This is a genomic window from Pectobacterium aroidearum, assembly GCF_041228105.1.
Lineage (GTDB): Bacteria > Pseudomonadota > Gammaproteobacteria > Enterobacterales > Enterobacteriaceae > Pectobacterium > Pectobacterium aroidearum.
Window position 1 is genome coordinate 1,827,094 of the sequence record NZ_CP166097.1, and the last position, 21,131, is coordinate 1,848,224.

Below are 21,131 nucleotides of genomic sequence, written 5' to 3' on the forward strand. Positions count from 1 at the left end.
TTAGTGAAAATGAGTAATTCCGTTGTTATTTGGCGTGAACCTATCGGAGCAATAGTCCCCAAAGCTGCCTCTACAGCTATTGATATTACTAGGGTTGCCCAGAATTTAAGCACCCGAGATCAAAAACAAATTGTAACTGCATTTAATTCTGATGCTTATGAGATGATGGCTGGATTTGTGCTTAATAAGGCATTATCACAGCTCAAAAGAGCCCTTGCTTCTCTTGGTATGGCATTTGTGGGGGAAATGCTTGGACGAGCAGATCTTACTGAAGATTCTGTACCGACCGTAAGCATCTCAAACTATGAAGCAATTACTCTAGCCCGAGAGTTAGGACTAATAAACTCTACTGACGCAACACGTTTAACTCAACATCTAGAGTTACTTGCTCATTTCGATAGTCTAAATATAGAAGACTCAGAAGCAGAAGAAATGTCTAGGGAAGAGGCTCTCTCTTTTTTGAGAACATGCGTCAATGCTGTGCTAGGTAGAAATGGAAATATCGCTCCCGCAGAATTTATGGATTTTCGTTCAGAACTTGAAGGTCGTACGTTTAAAATATCTGATGCAGAAGTTGCTACGTTACAAGCAGCACCTTATTTTTTTAAAAAAACCACACTAAGTATTCTCCTTTCAGGAGTTAAATCTAAGACTGGGGCTCAGTTTGAACATACCTTAGGTAATATAGTAGTACTTGTGCCTTTTCTTTGGGAAAGTTTAAGAGATGCAGAGAAATGGTCGATCGGCCAATCTTATGCTGAAGCAGTGAATTCTGGTCATTCTCCGGCAGTTACTGCACTTAAAAAGGCATTAACGGCTACTCAAGGTTTTGATTTCGTACCTGAATCATTACGTTCCCAGACATTTGCAGCAGCGGCATCAAATGTTATTAGTGTTCATACCGAGATGAATAATTTTTATAATGAACCAGCGGCAATAACCGCACTTGCAAAATTAGGAACAACTATACCATGGCCTGCTTTTCCAATCAGTATGTCTGCAATTTTAGCTGTTCGGTTAGGCAATAATTATGGGGTATCAACAGCAGCTCAGACTGATGCTATTAACTTGTTAGAACGTTTAACTGCCAATCAGTGGGAGTATTATCTGAAGGAATGTTTACCAGGAGATGAGTTAATTCTACAAAAATTAGCATGGTATGGTAAACCTCAATCTAGGTGGGCTAATCTTGTAAAAGATTTTGACCTTGCATCAAAGAGTTTTAAAAATAGAAATCTAACTAAGTTACTAGATGCAAGTATCAAAGGTGATAGTGATGGGATAAGAGTATCCGCTGAAAAATTACTGTCGGATATGCGAAAATGAACTTAGAAATATTTCTTAATTCAAGAATGTCATTATGGTATTTTATTAAAAATTAACCTGAAACCACGCCTTATGGGTGTGGTTGTAATATATTTTTAGTTTCATTGAATTCAAATGGAATACTCAAGGTTGCTTTGTGTAAGTGCGTTTTTATCATTTTTGATTTTATCAAGATATATATACAAGTATCTTGGTGCACTCCTCTATAACTCGCATGGTTAAATATAATTTAATTTAGGGCGTTATTTATGAAGAACAACATAAGGTTTGATTTGTCAGATTATTTAATTCATTTTTACCGTGATGTTAATTTAGATAGCGGTAGTCACATATTATTACCAGAGCATTGCGGATTTAACTGTAATCATCATAATACATTAATTGATGCTAGGTATTTACTTCGTTTGGCATTGCGTAACAATAAATTATCGGCCTCGTGGTCTTATAGAAATAATATAAGAACTATTTATGGTTGCTCTCCCGCAATTTGTTATACGGACATGCCGATTTCTGCTTATCTGGAGTCGGGTTTTAATCGCATGAATAATAGGGAAAATATTGGGTTATATGCTCTTGTTTTTCCGAAAGATAAAATGTTTCAGGTTGGAGCAAGGCCAGTTATTTATGCTCTCGATTCCGATAATTCAATTTGTTTCGATTCTGATTTTGGCGATGAAAGAATAATAAATACTGATGTTCTTCCTTTAATTGAGCAATATAGATATGTTACGTATGTTCCTAACCGCATTGACTGGACTCATGAAAGAGAATGGCGTTGGCCGTACCGCGGTGATACGGAATATTTAGATAAAATGATTAAGGAATTCGGTATCATAGATGACATTTCTAATATACCCGGGTTGGACTTTAGTAAAGTTGATGTGGGAGGTGCGGGCGTAATTGTTCCTTATGCAAATGATGTCTCTATTATTTCCCATGATATTTTAACGCTTATTGATAGAGGGGTAATACATAAGAATTTCTTTAAATTTATAATAGCAATTGAAAATATAAGTTCATTTTCACAGATTTTAGAACCGTTAGAGTTGTCAAATCATATTAATAGTTGTGCTTTTGATTTTGATGGATATTTCAATTTTTCATCTGATGAAGTTAATCTTTATGTCAAACCACTATTAGATTATGTAGATGAACTATATAAAGACAAATATTTTCTAAGCAGTTCTTATCCCTACGAATATGGGAATTCATGGATCTGGGTTCAAGATAATCAATCTGCATTTGTTAGGGTATTACTTCAATCAGGTATAATCTCTGTTAATAAGGAGGGGCGTTACTTGATAGATATTAAATTAAATGAAAAAGGCTGGTCCCTTCGCAAAAAGGAAGATTTTGCTAACCATGTTGCAGAATGGATAAACAATAGGTTTGGGCTTCTTGCAACGTCATTTTCTGTTGCTGGTTCTCATGATTTCGATGAACTACCTTATTATGTTGATTCGTTAGACGAAGAACACCCATTCTATAATGAAACAATTTCTGTCGATTGGTAATTCGAGGATTAAGTGGTGAGTTTAAATTTCCGGTTTTCACTTTTACTAGTGATATAAATTAAATTGATATTCTAAATGATTAATGTCTTAGGGATTTATAGAATAGTAATTAAGTTACGAGTAGTGAAGTAAGTTCTCGCAGGGTTAAAATTGGGGAGCGATGCTAATTTAAAGATAGATGAAAAAATCAACTCAAAGAGTTTCTAATAATAAATATATGAAAATGTTCATTAAATTAATATTTATAGAATTTTTTCGTGGTTTTCATAAGCAAGGTAAACATGAGTTGTAATGAAAATGTAGTATTCAGGTTTTAGTTACTATCGGTCAGAGAGGTTTTGATATGAGTAAGTCTCATTTGAGATTTCAGGTTGATTCTCGTATTGCCACTTTATTAAGTCAGGAATATCCGTCCTCTGAACGTGCATTGAAGGAGCTTGTAGACAATGCATGGGATGCAGATGCAGAAGGTGTCACTATCCTGCTCCCTAAGCCACTCAGTGGCGACCCCATTGTCATTAAAGACAATGGCACTGGCATGACTGAAGAGGAATTGAGGCGACATTATTTATTCATTGCAACTGACCGACGTTCACATCGCGGCGAACGAACCGCCTTAAAAAATCGATTGGTTAAAGGGCGAAAGGGTATAGGTAAGTTTGCTGGTTTGATGGCTGCATCAGTCATGACTCTTGAAACCCGAGCTCGTGGACGTGTGTGCCGCTTTATATTGCGTTTGGACGAGCTTTCGCAGGTAGATGATATTGAGAGGCTAAATATCGACTTGCACAGTGATTCATGTGATGTAAACCAGCATGGAACAACGATTACCCTGAGTGAACTGCATCAGGGCCTAAGTTTTCCTGATGCTAATAAACTACGTCAAATCCTCCTACAGGATTACGGACGTCAAGACGATTTTTCCATCAATGTTAATGAAAAATACCTGGATGTTGATGATGTATCGGGTAATTACGCAGAATTTGAGACTGAACTCGCAAATGTTGGTAGTGTTAGACTGCGTTTTACTATCAGTGATGCTAAAGCTGGATTACGTCAGCCGGGTGTGACACTACGTGTCGATGGAAAGTCTGTTGGACGACCAAGATTCTTTTGTAAGCATCCCGGCAAAACGGCCCATTCACTTTTAGAGATCTTCCGACATACTGATTATGTCACCTGTGGAGATAGCTATGCGTAAGATCCGATTCACTGAGCACCAGATCATCGCCGTTCTGAAGTCTGTCGAAGCCGGGCGCACCGTCAAAGATGTGTGTCGCGAGGCCGCTATTTCCGAAGCCAGCTACTACAACTGGAAGGCGAAATATGGCGGGATGGAAGCCGCTGATATCAAAAAAATCAAAGATCTTGAGGACGAGAATCGTCGTCTGAAGCAGATGTTTGCCGATCTGAGTCTGGAATGCCGGGCGCTGAGGGACGTTATCGAAAAAAAGCTCTAAAACCAGCGATAAAGCGGGAGCTTGTCAGCTATCTGACTACACAATTTTCCATGAGCATCCGCCAGGCATGCAGGACAGTATCGCTGAGCAGGACGGTGTATTTTTATCAGACCGATACCCGGCGTGATGAACCAGTGATCCTGGCGTTGACTGAACTGGCAGAACGCTATCCGCGCTACGGATTTAAGAAGCTTTTTCAGGTGCTTCGCAGGCAGGGACACGTCTGGAACCACAAGCGTATACACCGGATTTACTGCCTGCTGAAACTCAATTTTCGTCGTAAGGGAAAGCAACGCCTGCCGGTGCGCAATCCGGTTCCGCTGGCGACGCCGGAAGCACTCAATCAGAGCTGGTCGATTGATTTTATGCACGACGCGTTGACATGTGGTCGACGTTTTCGGACCTTCAACGTCGTGGATGATTTTAACCGCGAGGCTCTGGCCATCGAAATTGACCTGAATATCCCGGCGCAGCGGGTTGTGCGGGTGCTGGACAGGATAGTGGCAAACCGTGGATATCCGGTGAAGATGCGGATGGATAACGGACCGGAGCTGATATCACTGACTCTGGCACAATGGGCTGAGGACCATGGCGTGATGCTGGAATTTATCAAGCCAGGCAAACCGACACAGAATGCCTTTATCGAACGCTTTAACCGGACGTACCGGACAGAAATCCTGGATTTTTATCTGTTCAGAACGCTGAATGAAGCACGGGAAATTACAGAGCGCTGGCTGACGGAATACAACAGCGAGCGGCCTCATGAATCCCTGAATAACCTGACACCGGAAGAATACCGGCTGATGGCTGAAAAACCGGAAACCTCAAAAAGTGTGTGGAACTAAAATGGGTCTACTTACATGATCATGCACTTAACCATGGAGACTATGTTCAAGCTATAGCCTATAGACATGAACTGTTAAAATATGTGGATTTACCTATAAAGGTTTTGCTTGTTGGTGGGAGTCGTTCTCCTGACTTTCCTGTTAATAATCGAGAACCTGAGGTGAGTGTTATGCTATTCAATCAAATTATTTCAACCGCTCGAAAGCAAATCGAATGGCAACTGCGAGTTTAACAATACGAGAAATATTATGAAATTAATCAATGTGGCATATCAATTCTTCACTTTATTGCTGCTGTTATAAACGGTGTAACATAACTAAAATACTCAGATTGAGCGGTCCTGTGAACATCCCAACGTTTGGCGTTAGCAGGACGTTGTCGCTCGTCTGCATGCGTTAATATCAATCGTCTTTTCGCACGTGAAACACCAACGAAAAATGCACATCGATTGTCATCTTGGTCACCAAAGAAAATCTCGTTTTCAACCGCCATTATAATTACAGAATCGAACTCTAGTCCTTTGCTTTTGTGAATGGTCAGAATCCGGACTGCTTGGTCATCCGTAAATCGCCCGAGCGCTTGCGGCAAATCTGATTCAATTTTAAGCAACTCCTCAATCCGTGCTTTGGTATCACGAAAAACTTCCTGTAAACGTTTGTGGGATTCGTAATCAGGTGATAAGGCTACGATCGTATCAGAGCCAATATGCTTTAAAAACGCCTTCACAAACTTCCACCAACAAGAAAAAGGTGAATCAAGCTGTTCAGCACTAGCTGCTTCTTTGCGCTGTTTTTTTAACAAACGATCAAGGTCCTTTCGCGCGCTAGACTGTACTTCTTCATCGGCAAAAGGAATCAACTGATTCATCAAACGGATCCAAGCCTTAGGTTCACGTTTTCCATAGAGGCATGAAAGATAATCTACGATTAAACGTGCAGCGGGCTCGACAGTAATATCCTGCATTTGCTGTTCATTTCGATATGGGATACCACGTAATTCCAGCTCCATCATTAAATGGTCAGCATAGAGATCTAACTGTTTAGAAACTAAGACAGCAATCTCGGTTGGTGGTAATTGTTCTTTATTGATCCAGTTATTAATAATATTCGCTAAATAAATGGCTTCTTCTTGGCTGTTTTCGAAACTCTCGACATGAATCTCACCTCCGTCACCATTCAGTTGTTCATTTGGCATGGCTGAGGTCGGATCAAGCTCCCGAATTATTTCGTTCTGGACTTTTAGTAATTGCGGTTTTGATCGGAAATTACGGTACATGTTTAGTGGTACTGCATTAAAATCATTAGTAAACTTTTGAAAAATCCCATCCATCGCTCCCGCCCAACCCATAATTTTTTGCTTAGTATCGCCTACAGCAGTAAGGCGGATTTTAGTCCCTAGAAAAGCAAGCTTAACTAATTCATACTGCAAATTTGTACAATCCTGAAATTCATCAAGAAAAATATCACTGTAAGCCTGACGAATTGCATTACGGGCAATACTTGAGTTTTGCAATATCTTGATAGCCAATGGAACAAGATCACTAAACTCTATTTGGGTGCTAGATATACCGATTTTCTTTTCAACGATCGTATAGCCGGGATCCAATGCATCTCTTCCTTTCAGGACTGGTCTAAAGCGATCGATTATTCGCTTGGCAAATGCATGGAAAGTATAGCTGTCGAAACGGGAGGCAAGGTCTGCACCACAGCGCCGTTCGACGCGCTCTTTTAAATTTCTACTTGCATCAACTTTGAAGGAGATAGCGAGAATCCGCTTCGGATACCGACATGTGCCTGTCCGTAATAGGAAATCTGCCCGCTGTGCTAGCATTTCAGTTTTACCAGCGCCAGGACCCGCGGTAAGAGCTAAACAACGGTTACGGGCTTTTGCTGCTCGTTTTGCATTCGGTTCCAGTGTTAATCCATCGGCGGGTTGCCATGCTTCAATAGGAATCATTCAGGTAATTCTCCAAGTTTGGCAATAACGGCATCAACTAGTCTATTCAGTGATTCTGGAATATTCGCAATTAATTCTCTGTCGCTTAGTTTCGCTAAAGCATCAATGTGTGCGGCTGGCTTACTACCTAATTTAAAACGTTGATGGTAAGTAGCGAACAAGCTCTGTTCATCTGCACTATATTGAGAAACATTGTTATAGTTTTTGCCAAGGACTGCTTTTATTGTTGACTCGTCCGGCTCATCTTCTTCCACTCCATAAGCTTCGGGATAAGCTAGCAACATGGAAAAGTCCAAATCCATGGGAAAGGAAAAAAACACAGATCTGTTTTCAAGTTCTTCAAAAATGTCTTGTGTGCCTTTATTAAAAAAATGGTGAGTTCTTACTGGTGTAGCTTCATCATTCCATCTTGTAATTTTCCATTCTGTAGGGAGTATTTTCTCCGGCTCAAATGCAGCAAGCTGATCGTTAACGTATTTAATTCGCCCCCATCCTGCACCGTACCGAGCTACATCCAGATCAAGCAAAGTCAGATAAGGAATCTGCAGTGCGGAAAGCAACCGCCAGAAATGATTTACATGCCTACCACCTAATGGTGCTACTGTAATAGCTGATTCATCAACAGGAGTACCTTTAACTTGGAGCAAACGCGGCAGCACTATTTCTTCACTATCTCCTTCGCCAAGAACAACCAAGCGTGAGAAATAAATCTCAGGGAATGCTTGTACAGCCTCTCTCACAAATTTATGTGCTTCATCTGCTTTAGGTGGCAATTTGATACACGCAACTCGTGTTTTTCTTTCCTCAGTAAGTCTTAGGTAACGTATAAACTTAGGATCAACTCTTCGTAACATTGATGGTGCATGAGTAGCAATTAAGGCTTGCGCATCAATATTCTTTGCCATGGTATTCAAGGCACTGACAATACGTCCCAAGTAATGGGGGGAAAGGCTATTCTCCGGTTCTTCTACTGCGACCAGCGTAAAAATCGGAGGGCGTAACTTGTCGGGATCAAATGTAACATCTTCCTCTGCGAGCACAGCTCTACCGATCGCTTGAGATGACAGAACAAGAGAAAGGTAAAGCATCGATTTTTGACCATCGCTCAACCGAGAAAAATCGACAAGCGAGCCATCATGGCCGGGAGTAAATGAAACCGATAAATGTCGTAGTAATGCTTCAATCTCCGAAGCCACAAATGTAATTTTAGGATCAGAGAAAAATTTGCCTTTGTGTAGTGTTGCCCAGGTTAATTTCAAACTTTCACTGAAAGCATTGATGGAGGGGTTAGCTGCTAAGCTCTCGCTTATCTGCTTGGTTAATTCCTTAATCGCTGTACGCTCATCATCCCAACGTACTGCACGAAGTAAACGTCCGAGTAATGCGTTAGCACCGTAAGCAATATGGTCTGCAGGATCTCGTCTGGCTGGCAAATAGTGAATTTGGATATTATTACGCTCTGCCCTTGTTACTTGAGCTGTGGTTTGAGGTGAACTATCAGGATTGACATCCAATACATATACTAAGTTTTCCTCAATATCCCCATCCATTCCCATAGTTGCAGTGAGGCGAAAACGCACACGTGGAATACCTTCTGGCTCATCAAGTCGCATATGACCAAAATGAGGAGCCACGGTACTGTTATCCTCATCCTCAGCAAGCTCGTGAAACAGGAAGTCGGCTTCAATCCACAACTGTCTCTCAGGAGGAACTTCACCTTCATCAAAATGGACATGGAAATCTGATCGTTGGACACGACGCAATGTTGGTTCAAACGCAAAAAGTCGACATAAAGCCTGAAGTACTGCTGTTTTACCAGATCCATTAGGACCAATGAGATAGGTAACATCTTCCAAGCTCAATTCGGTTGGTACTTTGCCAAATGACTGGAAACCAGATAATCGAATTGCCTCAAGCTTCATTCTAGCTCCTCCCTTAGTACAAGTTATCCAATGAATTGATGAGTTAGTTCATTTGTTGCCAATAATACGGTAGCCATTCTGTCGTTGCTCTCATGTAGACTTTAAAGATAGTTGTTAATGGGCAAAGCCCGTCGCGAGGCTATGGGGTTTTGGCTGCTATTCATTCCGTGACGATCCCTGCGATTGTAATTGTGTCTGATGCAATAAAGAAAAATTGTGCTGAAAAACTGTAAATCTATGACCAGTTTTAGTTTGCTCTGAGAACATTACATTATGCCGAAATTCATTAAACCGCTATAACTCCAAAAACTGTTTCACCGCTGCGGCCTAAGGGGCGCTACGTCCGACTATGCAGGGTCAGTTTTTTTCACCAGCGCGTTTTCCGTTCCCCGTATCAGCTTCCGGCTAATCGTTCCCCAACATAATCCGTTCCGCAAGGGTAAATGGCACGCATTCTGCGCCCTTGCTGACCGGAACGATGTCGGGAAAGCGAACCGTCAGGCGATACGAAGACGAAAATCACACCACTGACGGAGAAAAACATGATCATTTCCCTGCATACCCAGACTAGCGCCACTAACACCGCAGCGGCGACCAGCGTATCCCCGCTGGAGCAGTCAGGCTCCTCAAAAACGAAATTTTCTCAAACCCCAACAGATATTTATCAGACCGTAACAGACAACATCATTGCAGCGCTTGAAGCTGGTGTAAAACCGTGGTCTTGTCCGTGGCAACGAGTGCCAGGCATGTCTGGGTTGCCTTCCAACTTCGCAACCGGAATCGCGTATAGCGGAATGAATATCATGCTGTTGTGGTGCAGTGCGTCAAAACAGGGTTTCGGTGATTCACGTTGGATGACCTACAAACAGGCGCAGGCAGTAGGTGGGCAGGTTCGAAAAGGTGAACACGGCACGACAGCCATTTTCTATACAACCTTAGAGAAGGAAAACGAAGACGGCGAAATCGACCAGATCCCGATGCTGAAAACTTTCAACGTGTTTAACGTTCAGCAAATTGACGGTTTGCCTCTGACAACTGAAACAGTCAGCCCGGAAGCAACCTTTGACCCGTTGCCGGAGGCTGAAAATCTGTTCCAGAAGAGCGGCGCAAACATCATTGAGAAAGGACAAAACGCCTTTTTCAGACCCTCAACTGATGAGGTCTGGTTGCCGGAGCGCCATCTGTTTTCAGATGCAGCTAATTTCTACGCTACTGGCTTGCATGAGCTGGTTCACTGGAGTGGTGGTAAAAAACGACTTAACCGTGAAATGAAAGGGAAATTTGGCAGTGCAGATTATGCGGAGGAGGAATTAGTGGCGGAGCTGGGAAGTGCCTTTCTGATGGCGGATTTGGGGATTGTTGGAGAGGTGCAGCATGAAAGCTATATTGCCTCATGGCTTCAGGCGCTGAAAAATGACAAGCGCTATGTTTTCAAAGCGGCCAGTGCCGCCTCAAAAGCGCATCGTTACCTGATGGATAAAATTTGAGTCGGAGATGATAAGCCGCAAAGGAGTGCGGCTTTAACCTTATTGCGGGGCGGCAGAGTGACAGAAGTCTCAAGGAGATTAATTTCCCTGCGAATTTTCTGGGCATCGAATGCCCGGAAAATTCGCAGGCTGCGGGTGCGGGCGGCAAAGAGCCCGCGCATCCCGCAAACGGCGTTTGTACAGCGGTAATTTTTGTAAACGACGGCTCAGGTATGACGACTGGCTGTGAAGTTTGCAGGACTGCAAGGGTAGCAGAGCCTGTCATTGGTGTTATGATAAGTGTATTATGCCGTGTAATGCACACGTATTTCATACAGGAGAGAAACCATGACCGCGAAACAACGCAACACGCAGAGCGTGACCATGACAGTAGAGCGTGCCTTACTGGTAAGAGCGCGTGAAGCGGGCATCAATCTGAGTGCTACCCTGACAACCGCTCTGGATGCAGAGCTTCGCTCTCATGAAGCGAAAAAATGGCAGGAAGAAAACAGGGAGGCTCTCGCAGCACTCAATCGTTTTCATGATGAGCAGGGTTGTTTCAGCGATGAATACAGGACGTTTTAACCATGCAATTCACTGTATACGGTAATACCGGGAAAAGCGTCGTTTACCCGCTGTTGCTCGATGTCACGAGCGATATCATTGGGCAATTGAATCGTCGGATAATGATCCCATTGCTCCCAATTGAAAAGTATCCGGCAGGCCGCCGACCAGATCGTCTTGTCCCCGTCGTCAGGCTGACGGACGGCAAAGAATACGCCGTAATGACCCACGAACTGGCAAGTATCCCTGTCCAGGCTCTGGGTACGGTGTTTTGTGATGCTTCGCAGTACCGTACTCAGGTAAAGGCTGCAATAGACTTCCTCATCGACGGGTTCTGACGTTTCTTTCTATGCTGTTAAACAGGCATGCCTTTAATCGTGGCTTGCGGGCATCTGTTCAAGTTCGTCTATCGTGCGGAAGAGAAACATCTCCTAGTTTTTCGCATCAAAAGGAACCGAAATTCCGTTCCTTACCACCGTCCTGTTACTGTCAAACAGTCTAACCAGACCGCTGCTGTTAGCATCCAGAAAATTAGCCCACCATTGCAGCATCAGACGGCGCTGTTCAAGGTGCTTGGTGACTTTACTCTCTGTCCGCTCCGTGCCAGGAGCAGACATTACAAGCTTTGCTTGCATTAGTCGGTCAGGAACAAACAACCCGCCTTCCACTCCAACTGAGAATCAGTTTGAAGATCCGGTCTTGGCAGACTCTTCTCAGAACACATAGTCGAGAACGGACTTATGTGCTCACTTTCATTTTTGGGTCGAATCTTTGAGCCTACACTGATAGCATTCGGTTGCTTCTGAGAAACAACACTGTTTTTTGTAATGGGTTAAAATGGTTCATAGAGTTCAGTTAGGGTATACGATGATGGAGCAGAACACTTTTGTTGACCGATTTTTCCACAGCAGCTATGAGCTCACAGATTTCAGGAAGACTGGTGAGCGTGATATTAATACATTATTCAGCTTTCTAAATAATTTACACTCCTTACAGGACAGAGTCCGTGAGCAGTTTGGAAAAACTATTTCACAGCACCCAGAGTTTAAATTACTGCGAATAATCAGAAACTATCATCATCACGTCGGCGACGTTGATGAATTCAGGGTTTTTAATACTAGGAATGAATTTTCATTTAGCCATTCTGAGATGATTATTATCCCGTTATTCGTAGTTGCTAAAGCGATTGTTAACGCAAAAAAAAGACCTATTGGAGAAAAGGAGATCAAAGAAATATCAGAGTTCATCGATAACTTTGAGCATATTTCAGAGAGGGCTTCGTTTTTTTCTGAAGAGCGACATCTCATTAATAAAGATAAAAAATACTATCCAGGGTTTGACATTTACAAATGCGTTTATAACATTACAAATATTATTGCTGACATCTGTCGTGACATACCCGAGCTTTCGACCAAAGAATGTATTACTACTTTAGATGAAACATATACCAGTGCAAATAATATAGATAAACTCAATCTATTCTGTCATGCCGGAGAGGTCCCATTTCTCACTACTGAAGGTTATATAATAATTTCACAAAACTGAATATATTATGAGGCCCACATGCTTAAAAATTTAGCGAGGATGAAACATGCCCTTACGGAATGGGCTATCAAAGAAAGCATGCTTGATGATGCTACTTTTTTTACTCAGAAGGAATGGAACGACCGTGGAGAAAAACTCCATAACGATGCACTACTGGTCCTAGTGATTGACGGTAGCGGGTTATTTAGTTTATTGAACAACGGTTGTGACACAACCGAATTTGAGGATCTAGTTGAGTCCTTTGGCTTCTGGTATGAACAGGGGTATAGCTGGAGCCTGGGCTTTTACCCTACTGACAATTATGATTACAGCAGGCTAAGTGGTACCTACACATCCAAACTTCGGGATCCGAGATGGTTAAGGAAAGCAGTCCTAGTTAAGGATGAGGCTGGACACCGGTGCGAGGATTGTGGAGCGCGTGTATGTCTCGAAGCTCATCACTGCTATTACACGACGATGAGTCTGGGTTATGAGCCATGGGAGTATCCACTTAGTGCATTTCGGGCGCTGTGTTCTACCTGCCATATTACACGTCCTATTCCTGAAATAAGGGCACGGGCTTTCCTCGCACGACTGAACCAGTCCCAGCTTTCAAGGCTGCTTGATGGGTTGGATAATGATTTCAACCGATTTGAAGCCGATTCCTTCATTGAGTTTATGCGGAAGGCTAACTTTCATAAGAAGCATATGGATGAAGCTCTTTTGCTTCTGAAAAAAAATACCGATATATACGACTGACTGTTTCATTTGAACTATAACGGTGCTCAATGACAAGGAAGGCCGCTACAATCAGTTGCTACACGTGAAACAAGTCATGTCGCATCTGGAGGAATAGGCATCTAAAGTAACGTCCGCTCCTCGCTCTTAGCCGACCATGAGATTTGGCAACGCCAGATTCAGCTTATGAATATTGCCTCAACTCCAGTTGCCGCAACTCGTCGAGAGTATAAATGCGAAAAACATTGCGGTGACGTGCTTCCAGAGAGATAGGTTGATGATTAACGATGACGTGTTTGATGTTGGCGAACAGTAGTTCAAGAGCGAGTTTTTTCTGTAGGTCCGGTACGATATAAAAGACGTAAATCCAGTGCTTTTGTGTCCGGGCCAGCAAATGGCTGGCGATGATTGACTGATAGCGTGCTTTGGTCTTTAGGCGACGCTCGGTTTCTACTGCGATGACCTGTCCGTCAGGGAGTGTGATGAGTCCATCCGGACGGTGTTTGACCTGATACTGGCTTAGGAAGGTTGAGCGATCGCCGTTTATCCATCCGGATGCGCCTTTTTTCTCCAGGAGCAGCCTAGCCACCTGATTATCAAGATGGTGTTCCAGTGTCCAGCCGGTAATTTTTGAGGGTTCAAAGCGCGCGGGGAAAATATCATCGTCCGGCGTTAAAACGACGGCCAGTCCGTCGCTGGTTATGCCCCACAATGACATTTTCATCGTCCGTGATTCAAATACATACTTTTGTATTAACCCCATTCGCTCAATTTTTGTCAGCAGCGTATACAGCGATTTATGATCCCTGAAGCCAAACAGCAGCATCAGTGTTTTAAAGTCGCTGTAGGTTTCTTCCTTCAGGAAATTCAGCAGCCTTTTTATCTTCTCGCTATTGCGAGCGATGCGCTCGCTATACGTTGCGATAAGCATGAAACCTCCTAAAAATTGAGCAAGGACGGTGTTTCGTCATCATCAGATCTCGGTTTTGCTGATTTACTTTCCTCTTCAAAGAAAAGTTCTGGCCGGGTTGCCGTGACAGTGGGCGTTGAAGCGGGAGGCTCTTCTTCCTCGTCGAAGTCCAGCGCAATTTTTACCGGTGTTGCCGACGCGGAAATATCCGGAGACACGGAATAAATCTCCAGCTCGCGTTTTTGTACCTTGATGGGGGAAATCAGTGAGGCTGAGGGAAGCGTTCTCGTTGTAAAGATAAAGCTGACAAAATCGGGTAGGTTCAGGATCATATTGCTGTCGATAAAGAAACGCTCGGCCTGTCTAATCGTACGTTCACCGTCGATGGTTTCCGTCAGTACGACATCAGTTTTGGCTTTGCGGATTTCATCATCCACTAAGATGGTGCCGGACATTCTCGCCACCCATTCCGCCGTATCCGGGTCCATAACGCGGTAAACTAGCTTGAATTTGGCGTTTTCAACGACCGCACCGACAACCGCATCGCCTTTTAAATCCGCCGGGCAGTCTTTCAAATCGGCGACGGACTGATGGGCCATGATGATATGTATGCCTTTATCCCGTGCTGCGCCTAACCCCTCCAGTGCTGGTTTTGACAGATGGTATTTCAGTTCGTCGAGAAAGATGGCTATGGGGCGGGGCGTTTCTTTTACCCGGTCGCGCCGTTCTGCTAACTGGTACAGACGTACCAGCAGCATACGCTGCGCAGTAATGATTTTGCTGTTGCGCATTGAGCCGATGACATAGCAGCAGCCACCTTCATCAAAAACCGATTGGAGTGAAAATCCTGTCGGCGCGTTGATGGCATTGAGCAATGCCAGCTCTTCAATCTTGCCGAAAAAGGCTTTGATATCCTCCGCGATACCTTGAACATATTCGCCGTTATAAATATTGCGGATAGTAGAAGAGGGATGACTGCTGACAAATTGTGCCGCCATACGTGCCGCTTTTCGGTCGTCGATACGATAAAAATCGGATTCCTGACCTTTTTCCGCCAAGCTGAATCCCGCAACAAACAATTCTTCCAGCTCGTCAGGCGTAATGTTTTCAATCAGATTTAATTGGTATTGCGGTTTTCGCAGGTCAATTAAGCAAAAGGGTTTACCTGCATCCTCGCAGGCTTTCCGATAAAGATGCGGTGCCCATTCATCATCCTTGGGGTCCATAATAAATACCCCTTCACCTGCAAGGATACTTTGGTAAAGCAATATACCGGTTGCAACCCCTTTACCAGCCCCGGTGGTGCCGATAATATCCGCGTGTTGTTTTTGCCAGTCTCCTAACGGCAGATACATCGGTTTTTCATCACGGTCTATCCCGATAAAAATGCCCTTGTTTAGATCGATGTAATCCAGTGGGTCATAATGCAGTGTTTCCGGCAGCAGCGATTTCACCGTGCGGACATCGGTGCGCAATTCCCGTTCAAGCGTGGTTTTTCTGACGAGGCGTTTCTTTATTTTGTCTAATTCAGGGGTTAATACCCTGCGCAGCAGAATATGTAAAATAAACCCGGCCACGGTAAATATAATTAATATTGACCAGTCCAGAATGGGAGTGCGGGTCAGTATCCGACCGTTATAAAGCCACTGAAAAACACTAATGAGTAATGGTCCCATTGTGCCAAACAGAAAACACAGCAGGGAAAAACTGATAATCAGCTTTTTCCATAGCGGAGCTTTCTGCCGTTCATCGTTTTTCATTGAGGCAAAAAATGGCAGGGTCAGGCCCGATAATAGCGCCAGCATCAATTGATGCTGTTGCATAACATCAATAAAGGCCAGCGCACCATTCACTATCGGCGACAGTGAAACGGCAAGCTTATTTAACATCATGATGCCTCCTTCGCCAGAGACTCGCCCCAACGCATCGCCCCATCAATTCGCCCCACGGTATTGGGCGAAAAGGCGGGGCGAACGTCTGGGGCGAAGAAGGTGACCGCTCTGCGGTCATGTGTCAGAAAGCATGCTTCCTGACACGAAACAGTGTGCGCCAGTTCATGCGGGCTGGACGCCCTTATTGCCTGGCGCATGGGGGTAATGTCGCTGCTGGACGCCGCGCCAAAACCCCCAAGGTTAACGGCGGCACACCGTCGCCCGCTACGCGCGACCACCCCCTTTGAGACGCCGTTTTTCGCCTATTTTTTCTTTTGTCCGTTCCGGCCAAGCGAAAAAATGGGAAAACGCCTTCAAAGCGGGTGGTCGCGCCACGCTACCGGCTTTTGGCCGGAGACTTAGCTGCGACGGTGTGCGGGGCAAGCCCCCCAAATAAACCGCTATCGTGGGCGATAGCTTTTCGCTCGCTGGGGCGGCGAAATTTATTCGGCTCCCCCCGGTCTGCAAAATCCGCGTGGGCGCGGCTGTTTGCAGATGGGTTCGGCGACGCAAATTAGCAATTTCTTTGAAATTGAATTTACTTGCCTTACGCCACTTTTAAATTTCTGCTATTCGCATAAATTTAAAAGCCTAAAACCGTCACGACCAGTGCCGAGTTTGCCATCCTGAGTTGACAGGGGAATCGGTAATAATCCGGATATTGTTATTACCGTTTTTCATTGATTTCAATTACGCACGCGGCCAAATTTATTAATTATCTGGTTGATAATTTTCGGGTCGGCTGATTTGCATTCGATCAATAAGTTTCTTCGGGCGTCGGCGGTACGGTTGGGGTGAAATCCGTGTCTGTTCTTTTTTACAATATTAAAGAAAGAGCGTTCAGCAGACTGACATTCATTTCCTCCGCCATTACCGGTTGTTTTACCGTACAGGCATAAAACAATCTCGCAGGCATCAGCGGCCATTACGGAAGAGGGAAGTAATAAACTCATGCAGAAAAGACAGGCGGTGAATAGGACCGTTTTCATATTAAATACCTTTGTTGGGAGTGAGGAGGATTTAATTGTTCGTCTATCTGAATGCTTTCTGCATTTGATGAAGGTGTATCGGTTTGAAATAAATATCCCCCATCCGACGAATATCACCGTGAATATCTACGCTGACGATGATATCCACGCATTTAAGCACCTTGCGTAACAGCACATCGAACGGGATATTTTTGCAATCTGGATTTTCATAACAGCGGTCAATGATCCCTTCAATACATTCTTCCGGGCTGCCTGCGTGCAGGGAGGTGATAAGACCTTCATGCCCAGAGCCGATAATTTTCAGCGCATCCCACGCTTCCCGCCCACGAATTTCCGCCAGCAGAATCCGATCTGGATTCATTCGATAATTCGCTCTGATAAGTCTTCCGGGTGTGATAATCGCCTCGTCTCCGGCATCTGCCGGGTAAAACAAATGCACATAATTGGCGTGACGGTAAAACCGGATTTCGGGGTTATCTTCAATAGTGGTCAGCCTGAGATGTGCTGGAATATAGTGCAGCAGTGTCTTCATATAGGTGGTTTTACCGGAGCCGGTTTCACCCACAATAAAGAGGGTTTTGCCGTACTCGACGGCCTTTTCGATAAAGTGGGGAATATCACCATTGTCATAGCAGCGGATCAGTTCATCATCTTTGCTTTCGTTTCTCTCCTTACCCGCTATCCGGTTATAAAACCCGGCATCAATCCAGGACTGATGTGTTTTCTGCTCAAATGACGGATTTCGCAGCGTAATAGATACGGTATTCCGCTCGCAGGCCGGGGGAATAATGGTCTGGACACGTTCACCTGATCCCAATGTGGCGGAAAGGATAGGGGAGGTATCATCAATATTGTCCTCATTCCATGAGGCCAACGCTTTGGCAAAAGCATGACACTGACGCAACGTAACCGGAGAATCATGCTTCTGCCATCGACCGTTTATTTTGGTGTGGATCTCTCCGGGACGGTTGATGGCGATTTCCGTCAGGCCATCCAGTTTGAGATAATCGCCGAACAACTGAGTTTTCATAAAATCCAGAGACAGGTTTTCAGCGTTCATACCACCTCTTTTTTAGACGCAGTTGATAAACGGAAGAGAAATCGATATCTGTACCGGTCATGATACCGATCACATCGCCCTGATTGAGGTACATTGTGGGCGGGATGTTGATGCTGTTTTCTAAGGCTGTTTTCGCCATTTCTGACGCGGCAGCGCGGGTGTTTTCGGTGTAATCGGTATTGCGGTCTTTACCTGGTGCTGAATTGGATGCGGCGGCGGCCACGTCCTGTACGGTGCTCAACATCAACGCATTGCCGAACCGTTCCCAGAAATGGGTATCAATCCAGCCGCTAATCCCGGCCTCACCCAAAGGGCCAGTCGCTTCGGTATCAACCAGTGGGATTTGCAGGCTACCGGGTTCCGGTGTGCGTAATTCCGTCCAGATAACAAACATTCGGCTCCGGCCATGTTGTAGCGCCCCGGTACGGTAGAACCCTCTGGCGACGGTTCCGGCAGGGAGCAACTTCACGTAATGGTTGGCGCTGTAGACATCTTCACCGATAAGGCAGGAAATCCGGCCACCCACGTCAGAGACAAAACGCCGCATCATTGAGCACGGAATATAACGATCAACCGGCAGGTAAAGATTGGGATCGAGACCAAGTCGTCTGACGCTGGTCACTTTCGCCATGCCGGGATTGGCGTCGTTAGTTTCTGTGCCAGATGTGATTGCAGGTGTGTCTTTGCTCTGATTGCGTTGTGTGCCGGAAGGGGCAATTTGTGAAGCCGGAGTATTACCGCGTTGTGTGGACTCAACGGCACTACTTGACCCATCGACCAGTGCCGCCGCTTTATTTAAAGCAGGTGGCTCTGACGGTGGTGCAGTCTGTATTAGGAGATTATTTGTTGCGGTTTCCCGTTTGTCCTGACCGAACAGGCCGAACGGATTGTTGTCCATACCGAGGTTTTTACGCTCATGTTGCCCTGTACTGGTTGATGGCGGTGCTGGGGTTTCAACCGCCTTATCATCGCTTTGCTTTAATGCGACAAGGAAGCGATCTCCACCCAATGCCAGTGCAATCAGTGCGCCCAGACTTAGCAGGCTGACCAGCAGTGTCCGGCGGCTTGAGGCTTTTCTGAAACGGGTCACTTCGGGTTGACCGGGAGGTGTGTTTTGCTCTGGTGCCTGACTCGCCATCGCTGAACGGGCGCGTTCACGGGCTTCGGCTTCCAGCTCCGCCACGGTTTTTTCCGTTGTCTCTGAGTCTGCTTTATCAGTCATCTGGCCTCCAGTGTGACGACAGGTGAAACGGTGTCACCGCTGCCAACGGTGGCGTTGCCGAATGACGTATTCTCAATCCCGACTACCGCGCTGCCGTAGCGCAATACCAACTGTGGCGACATTGCCCGCACGACGACCACGGTGTAGTTTCCGTGTTTGGTTATGCGGGGTGTTACGGTCTGTTCCTGCCCGTTAACGACCCGGAAGATCGACGGAAGGATTTTGACGGGAGAAAAACCGAGATAGATAAAGCGGCCATCATCGTAAGTAAAATCTGGTGCAATGGAGGCTGAACCCGTCGCGACTCGCTTGGTATAAAGCCAGTTACGCGGCGTGGTAGCCTGCTCAAATGCTGTCGTTATCTGCTGCTTTTCCTGTGTTTCACGCAGGAGTTTCAGCCGCGCTGCGCTGGCTGCGTTTGCTTGCCTGCGTTCGTCATCCGGATAGCGAAAACGGATAATAAAGGCCTGCGAAGGCGAGTCATTTTCCAGCACGTTCAGTTCCAGACTGTAATCGCGCTTTGATGTCACGATAAAGAGATTGGTTCTCCACTCTTTAGCCGTTGGCAGAAACACCTTATTGACGTTGTTGCCGTTATCATCGGTTACCGGCTGGGTAATGGGGTTTGGGCTGACACCGACCCGGTTATCGCTTTTTGTGACTTTCCAGCCCTTTGGAAAGCCAGCTTGCGCGTCGATGACTTCTTCATTGTCATCAAACAGGAGTGTGGTGAGGTAGCCGGGGCGAGTGTTGACGATGGTCGCATTTTGGCTGTTATAGGTGACATTCTGCATTCGGCTGTCATACGTACTGGATCTCGGTATCGCCGCGCTCCAGGCCGTGGATGACATCAGAAGGAGCCACAAAATCACTATTTTTTTCAGCATCATTCACCTCTCAGTTCTTTATCGCGCTGATAGCTGGTCACAATGAACCCCAGCGGATTCACTTCTCGCTGGCTGTCTGTCAGTTGTTTGCGGGGGAGGTAGCGATAAGTCAGACGGATGTTCCAGACATCTGTTTTAACCGAATTATCGACAATGCGGCGGATAGTCCGTTTAATGCGTAAGGTCGCCAGATGGTCAGGATCTGTCGCGGTCGCGTGAACGTTGGAAATAATGTCGATAGATACGACATATTCCGCTTTATTAAAAATCACATCGGGAGCCTGATTGCTGTTAAACCCGTCGAGATAATCCCGATTCACACTGTCGCTGTTGAATAACTGCACATCGTCGTAATCGCGCTGGAGAGCAAAATAGTTGTAACCCTCGCGGAGCCTGACGTAATGCGCCGCTAACGCCTGAGCCAGCGCTTTCTCTGTGGAAATATTCTGCTCTTTAATCCGGGTCATATATTCATAGCGCCCTGTCTGTTTATCCACTGACCACAATTCGATTTCTGTGTTTTTCAGCGGTAGCAGAATAATCAGTGTGGTGATCGCCATAGCGGCCAAAGCAAACCCTATGGCTGCTATGCGCCACGCCAGTTTTTTTTCCCGTTCATCCTTTTCCAGCAGGACAGATTCAAAGGTACGGGATGACGCAATGATGTTTTCTGTTTCAGACATGCTTTGTCAGCTCCTGAATAATCGCGGGGGAATTAACCGGTTGAGGATCGCCAGATACTGGCGTCAAATCGTGCTGACGCTGTGCGCAGCCCGTGAGGACGCACAGCATCAGAAAAATGAGGCTGGATTTCAT

At 45.2% G+C, this 21,131-nt stretch carries 20 protein-coding genes and 1 pseudogene; 9 read left to right on the forward strand and 12 right to left on the reverse strand.

Annotation, left to right across the window (positions count from 1 at the left end; all coding sequences use genetic code 11):
- The first annotated feature begins 9 nt into the window (after nt 1-9).
- From AB8809_RS08320 to AB8809_RS08335, 4 genes are all read left to right on the forward strand, one after another.
- On the forward strand, nt 10-1,326 hold the full coding sequence (locus tag AB8809_RS08320; protein ID WP_323665777.1) for a hypothetical protein: 1,317 nt from the start codon (nt 10-12) through the stop codon (nt 1,324-1,326).
- A 248-nt stretch (nt 1,327-1,574) separates the two neighbouring features.
- Complete coding sequence (locus AB8809_RS08325; protein WP_349856215.1) at nt 1,575-2,840, forward strand: DUF4427 domain-containing protein; 1,266 nt, start codon at nt 1,575-1,577, stop codon at nt 2,838-2,840.
- Between the two features lie 343 nt (nt 2,841-3,183).
- The gene (locus AB8809_RS08330) at nt 3,184-4,041 is read left to right on the forward strand and encodes an ATP-binding protein (RefSeq protein WP_349856214.1); all 858 of its coding nucleotides are present in this window, start codon (nt 3,184-3,186) and stop codon (nt 4,039-4,041) included.
- A protein-coding gene (locus tag AB8809_RS08335; RefSeq protein WP_369987348.1) for an IS3 family transposase occupies nt 4,034-5,145 on the forward strand; the annotation gives its coding sequence in 2 pieces (ribosomal slippage) (nt 4,034-4,295 and nt 4,295-5,145; 1,113 coding nt in all). The genes AB8809_RS08330 and AB8809_RS08335 overlap by 8 nt, the downstream gene beginning before the upstream one ends.
- Nucleotides 5,146-5,425: 280 nt before the next feature.
- Here the strand turns inward: AB8809_RS08335 and AB8809_RS08340 are convergent.
- The 3 genes from AB8809_RS08340 to AB8809_RS08350 all read right to left on the reverse strand — a co-directional run bounded on the left by AB8809_RS08340 (nt 5,426) and on the right by AB8809_RS08350 (nt 9,568).
- The gene (locus AB8809_RS08340) at nt 5,426-7,102 is read right to left on the reverse strand and encodes an ATP-dependent helicase (RefSeq protein ID WP_323665780.1); all 1,677 of its coding nucleotides are present in this window, start codon (nt 7,100-7,102) and stop codon (nt 5,426-5,428) included.
- Nucleotides 7,099-9,024, reverse strand: coding sequence for an AAA family ATPase (locus tag AB8809_RS08345; RefSeq protein WP_349856212.1), 1,926 nt, complete (start codon nt 9,022-9,024; stop codon nt 7,099-7,101). The genes AB8809_RS08340 and AB8809_RS08345 overlap by 4 nt, the downstream gene beginning before the upstream one ends.
- Before the next feature lie 394 nt (nt 9,025-9,418).
- On the reverse strand, nt 9,419-9,568 hold the full coding sequence (locus AB8809_RS08350) for a hypothetical protein (RefSeq protein ID WP_323665782.1): 150 nt from the start codon (nt 9,566-9,568) through the stop codon (nt 9,419-9,421).
- On the opposite strand from AB8809_RS08350, the gene AB8809_RS08355 reads away from it, so the two are divergent.
- The 3 genes from AB8809_RS08355 (at nt 9,567) to AB8809_RS08365 (ending at nt 11,392) form a co-directional block, all read left to right on the forward strand.
- Nucleotides 9,567-10,511 (forward strand): zincin-like metallopeptidase domain-containing protein, encoded by a 945-nt coding sequence (locus tag AB8809_RS08355; protein WP_349856211.1) that lies wholly within the window; start codon nt 9,567-9,569, stop codon nt 10,509-10,511. The genes AB8809_RS08350 and AB8809_RS08355 overlap by 2 nt on opposite strands.
- A gap of 327 nt (nt 10,512-10,838) precedes the next feature.
- A complete protein-coding gene (locus tag AB8809_RS08360; RefSeq protein WP_029729596.1) occupies nt 10,839-11,075 on the forward strand; it encodes a type II toxin-antitoxin system CcdA family antitoxin in 237 nt (78 codons plus the stop codon).
- 2 nt (nt 11,076-11,077) lie between these two features.
- Nucleotides 11,078-11,392, forward strand: a complete 315-nt coding sequence (locus tag AB8809_RS08365) for a CcdB family protein (RefSeq protein WP_323665784.1) — start codon at nt 11,078-11,080, stop codon at nt 11,390-11,392.
- 93 nt (nt 11,393-11,485) lie between these two features.
- Here the strand turns inward: AB8809_RS08365 and AB8809_RS08370 are convergent.
- A pseudogene (locus tag AB8809_RS08370) lies at nt 11,486-11,632 on the reverse strand (mobilization protein mobC); the annotation flags it as partial.
- 289 nt (nt 11,633-11,921) lie between these two features.
- Here AB8809_RS08370 and AB8809_RS08375 point away from each other — a divergent pair.
- On the forward strand, nt 11,922-12,599 hold the full coding sequence (locus tag AB8809_RS08375) for a hypothetical protein (RefSeq protein WP_349856210.1): 678 nt from the start codon (nt 11,922-11,924) through the stop codon (nt 12,597-12,599).
- Nucleotides 12,600-12,617: 18 nt separating this feature from the next.
- A complete protein-coding gene (locus tag AB8809_RS08380) occupies nt 12,618-13,337 on the forward strand; it encodes a hypothetical protein (protein ID WP_349856209.1) in 720 nt (239 codons plus the stop codon).
- A gap of 163 nt (nt 13,338-13,500) precedes the next feature.
- On the opposite strand, the gene mobC is transcribed toward AB8809_RS08380, so the two are convergent.
- The 8 genes from mobC to AB8809_RS08420 all read right to left on the reverse strand — a co-directional run bounded on the left by mobC (nt 13,501) and on the right by AB8809_RS08420 (nt 21,131).
- The gene (mobC, locus tag AB8809_RS08385; RefSeq protein WP_349856208.1) at nt 13,501-14,247 is read right to left on the reverse strand and encodes a MobC family replication-relaxation protein; all 747 of its coding nucleotides are present in this window, start codon (nt 14,245-14,247) and stop codon (nt 13,501-13,503) included.
- An 8-nt stretch (nt 14,248-14,255) separates the two neighbouring features.
- Nucleotides 14,256-16,118: a type IV secretion system DNA-binding domain-containing protein gene (locus AB8809_RS08390; protein ID WP_349856207.1), complete on the reverse strand. Its 1,863-nt coding sequence runs from the start codon at nt 16,116-16,118 to the stop codon at nt 14,256-14,258.
- A 725-nt stretch (nt 16,119-16,843) separates the two neighbouring features.
- Nucleotides 16,844-17,146, reverse strand: a complete 303-nt coding sequence (locus AB8809_RS08395; protein WP_349856205.1) for a TrbM/KikA/MpfK family conjugal transfer protein — start codon at nt 17,144-17,146, stop codon at nt 16,844-16,846.
- A 43-nt stretch (nt 17,147-17,189) separates the two neighbouring features.
- On the reverse strand, nt 17,190-18,206 hold the full coding sequence (virB11, locus tag AB8809_RS08400; RefSeq protein ID WP_349856204.1) for a P-type DNA transfer ATPase VirB11: 1,017 nt from the start codon (nt 18,204-18,206) through the stop codon (nt 17,190-17,192).
- A complete protein-coding gene (virB10, locus tag AB8809_RS08405; protein WP_349856203.1) occupies nt 18,196-19,428 on the reverse strand; it encodes a VirB10/TraB/TrbI family type IV secretion system protein in 1,233 nt (410 codons plus the stop codon). Before virB10 ends, virB11 begins: the two co-directional genes overlap by 11 nt.
- A complete protein-coding gene (gene virB9, locus AB8809_RS08410) occupies nt 19,425-20,318 on the reverse strand; it encodes a P-type conjugative transfer protein VirB9 (protein WP_369987354.1) in 894 nt (297 codons plus the stop codon). Before virB9 ends, virB10 begins: the two co-directional genes overlap by 4 nt.
- Nucleotides 20,315-20,998: a type IV secretion system protein gene (locus AB8809_RS08415; protein ID WP_349856202.1), complete on the reverse strand. Its 684-nt coding sequence runs from the start codon at nt 20,996-20,998 to the stop codon at nt 20,315-20,317. The genes virB9 and AB8809_RS08415 overlap by 4 nt, the downstream gene beginning before the upstream one ends.
- Complete coding sequence (locus AB8809_RS08420; protein WP_040031394.1) at nt 20,991-21,131, reverse strand: hypothetical protein; 141 nt, start codon at nt 21,129-21,131, stop codon at nt 20,991-20,993. Before AB8809_RS08420 ends, AB8809_RS08415 begins: the two co-directional genes overlap by 8 nt.